Annotated in this window: 2 protein-coding genes and 1 rRNA gene; 1 reads left to right on the plus strand and 2 read right to left on the minus strand. The window is 59.1% G+C overall.

Features of this window, described 5'->3' with window-relative positions; genetic code table 11:
- A partial coding sequence (locus ACR0P8_RS08940) for a VWA domain-containing protein (protein WP_432624735.1) occupies window positions 1-1,552 on the minus strand: 1,552 nt, incomplete at its 3' end.
- Window positions 1,553-1,887: 335 nt separating this feature from the next.
- On the opposite strand from ACR0P8_RS08940, the gene ACR0P8_RS08945 reads away from it, so the two are divergent.
- Entirely contained in the window at window positions 1,888-3,270 is a 1,383-nt protein-coding gene (locus ACR0P8_RS08945; protein WP_432624736.1) for a DUF6880 family protein, read from the plus strand.
- A gap of 325 nt (window positions 3,271-3,595) precedes the next feature.
- Here ACR0P8_RS08945 and rrf read toward each other — a convergent pair.
- Window positions 3,596-3,712: ribosomal RNA gene (gene rrf, locus ACR0P8_RS08950) — 5S ribosomal RNA — on the minus strand.
- Window positions 3,713-3,735 lie beyond the last annotated feature (23 nt).

Below are 3,735 nucleotides of genomic sequence, written 5' to 3' on the forward strand. Positions count from 1 at the left end.
AGATCGGAATGCCTTTGCCTTCGGCCTTATACAGTCGCGTGAACTCATCGCGATTCGTGGTCTTCGATTTGCCGTCGGTCAGCAGGACAATCGACACCGTATAGTCGTCGCGGTCGTCGGGCAGGTTGTGCAAAGCGACGTTCAGCGCATTGTAGACGTCGGCGTCGCCCGTGGCGATCTTCCGTTCGCCGGCGGCGAGCAGTGGCGCCGTCTGCTTGCCCTTCACGGTCTGTTCCACCTTGGCCTGTCCGTTGAATGGGATGAATACGTTGACGTCGTCGTCGCCCGGCTCGATATGGGATGCCCTCGCCTGATCGGTGTCGAGAGCGGCCTGCAGGCCTTTCACCGCGTCGCTTTTGCCCTTACCGGACATGGAGGCGGAATAGTCCACCACCCACAAGGTATAGGATGGCTTGCGTAGGATGGTCTGGTACAGGTCGAGCGCCCGTTCGATGACGTCCGACGAAGGCATGGCGATGGTCTTCAGCACCGAAGCGTTCGTATCGATGCCCCATTCCCCACGGAACGAATCCTTCACCTTCGCGGCTTTCCCATACGTCAACGCACCGTTCGCACCGGTTCTGCGCCCCGCTTCCTCGAATAGTTTCTTAGCGTTTTTCGACGTCATCGCTTTGCTGAACCGCAAGAAAGCCCGTTCCTTGCCTTGTCCGCGGTCCACATAGCCGAGCGGCGAATCGGCGACCGCGATGCCGTCGGAAGGATAGATCGCCAGCAACGGCTCCTTGTTGTTCGCCGTCAGCTTCTTATCGGCCTGTATGACAAGCGATTCGTAGTTCACCATCGAATCGTGGGAATCCGGATCGTTGACCAGCATGTCCTTGAGCCAATCGGACGAGCCGGACGAATGGTCAACGCCCGAGAGCAGGGATTTCGCGGACGATTGCAGCGACGCGTCGTCCAGATCGGTTTCGGCGAGCGCCGTATCGCCGCCGCGCAGTGCCGTCAGGAAGGCCAGATACGCCGATGCGCCGGAATTCGACTGCGTGGCGGATGTCATGGCGAACGACAGTTTTTTGGCCTTCACCGCATCCATGATGTCCTTCGTCGGCACTGGCTTCGTGGTACCGTCCGCGTTCGTCCAGCCCAATGCCTCCGCTTTGCTTCGCTTCACACCGAACACCACCGGCGTGGTGGACGTGGAAATCTGGTCCTTGACGATGTGCCCCGTATCCCCCAAAGTGATCCACATGCTGCTGGCCGGCCATACCGCATCGTAGTCCCGGCCCGCATGATGGCCCTTGTTGCGCAGCGCGTCCATGACGTCGAGCGACCCCATATAGTCGACGGTCACCGACACGTTCGCCTGTTCGGCCGCCTGCCTGACGGCGTCGCCCACTTCCTTGTTCTCCGATCCGGAGGCTATGCGTATGGATTCCTTCGAGTCAGCAACGGAGTATGTCACGCTTTTGCCACTGTCCGAGTTGCCGGCCGTCGACGCGCCGGAGGAATCTTCCGATGAACCGCACCCCGTGAACAAGCCTACAATCAAAGCGATGGCTCCCGCCGCCGCACCCAGTTTCCGTGCGTTCATCTTGTGTTGGCCCTCCGTTCATTTTTGCGCCAAAAACAGTTCAGCGCGTCCGGAAAACCTTCCGAACGCGCTGAAAAAGATGTTCTGTTATATGCAGACGATTATAATCCGTTCTTTCCTCACGGTATCCAAACCGTTTCACTTTTCTCCATTTGCCGTTTCCTTTATTTCCTGATCTCGCGATCCTCCGTTCGGAAAAAGGTCCGTAAGAGGACGTAGCCGACGCCGCCTATACTTGGTGCGGCGGAATCGCAAATAATGCGACGGCTTTTCACGCGGACCGCCGATCGCGATATAACGTGTTCCAAGACGGAAAGGTAGGCAAAGGCAGGCATATGGGCAGCTTCAATCGCAGGCAGGATGCCGACGACCTCATCGACTACGTCAACAACGGGTGGCTGAGCTCCGTCGAATTCGACGGACCGACCTTCCTGTGGAACCACATGATCCGCGAGGCGAGTCAGGAGGACGCCGAACACCGCAACGATGTGCCGGTCGCGAGCCTTTCCGACGCCGACATGGTCATCAACATGCCCATGCAGTGGTATTTCGACGCACTCGCCTCCATGGTGCCCACCGCCGAACGCACTGATGGCGGCGTGGAGATTCCACGCATCGATATGCCGACGTTCTCGATTGATTCGCAGGCGTTGTCCGGCGTGGACGCGGTGGTGGGCAATGCGGTGATCAGCACGCGATGGCTCGACGCGGTCGGCAATCTCACCAAGGCAGTGGAGATGACCGCGCGTTTCGTCGGCAACGTGGCCGACCGCGACAACGAGGGCTTCGACTATCTGAAGGATCTCATCCAGACTGTGCGCGTGTACATGGACGCCGTCGCCTGCAATGCCGACCCGATGACCGGAGAGCAGGCGTTGCGCATGGTCACGCAGGTGGCATGCAATGAGGATTTCCGGCTCAATGCCATGCAGATGGTGGAGCTGCTGTCCTGCGGGCTTTCCTTCGCGCAGTGGGATGACACGCGCATGTTCGCGTATGACGCATTGAATAAGGGCATTGCCGCGATGCGTGATTTCGCCGCGAAATCCGGCAATGGTAATAATGGCAATGGCACGGACACTACCATGCATGGCTCCGCCGGCACGCAATCGCGGGGTATCCGCACGGATACGGACGTTGTGGATGGTGCGAAAGACACGAATACGACGAATCCATCCGCACACGACGGCGATGGTTCCGTCGCAGACGATTCGTCAGCACTCTCCCCCGAGGAATTGAACGATCTCGCGATGCTTGACCCGTCTCTGCTTTCGCAACGGCAGCTTGCACAGACCGCGCAGAACCAGTTCGACCATGCCGTGCAGTTTCTGCGTCATGATCTGATGAGAATCAGTGGCGACAGCGATGAGGCGGACCGGTTCCTGCGCGACAACCATACTTCCGAGCCGCTTGCGGACGCGTACGCGGCGCGTCTGATCGCCGCCGAAAGATGGCAGGATCTGCTGAATTTCGTCGATTTGGTGGAACGCGATACGCCAAACCAGACCACGGTGATGTTTCCCGAGGAAGTGGTACCGTACGAATGGGAGACGATTCGGGAGGCCGCTTTGGAGGCGCTCGGCCGCGGCGACGAATTGGTTGCGATGTACCAGGAAAGACTGGACGACACGTACGATCCGAACACCGAACTCAATCATATGAAATTGCAGGCCTGGCTGCAGTCCGACGCCGGCGACGCCTCCGATGATACCTTCTGATTCAGCCGGTAAAATCCACGCATCTTCATTCCAAGCCAATACCGAATCGGGCTTTCCGGAGCGGTGCGTCCCGCGGGAGATGGACAAAAGGGTCTTGCGGAGCTCTCCATGAGGGGTCCGGTTGGAATTGGGAGGCCCGGAGGGACAAAGTCCCGGATGAGGGGAAGACCACACGGGACAGGAAAACCGGATGCCCCGGAAACATGCGCCCCACAACAACCCGGAAGACAAGGCTTAGGATACGACAATCCAGCGGACGGATCATGCGGGAATACAAAAAATCCCCCGGGAGCCATAACGGCTCGACCGGGGAACCCGACGTTCAAAGCGGCGGCGTGCTACTCTCCCACACCCTCTCGAGTGCAGTACCATCGCCGCGCCTGGCCTTAGCTACCGGGTTCGGAATGGGACCGGGCGTCTCACCAGGGCTATGACCACCGCAAAACCATGGTCAACGGCAAGGAA

It is taken from the genome of Bifidobacterium sp. (assembly GCF_050874245.1).
Taxonomy (GTDB): domain Bacteria; phylum Actinomycetota; class Actinomycetes; order Actinomycetales; family Bifidobacteriaceae; genus Bifidobacterium.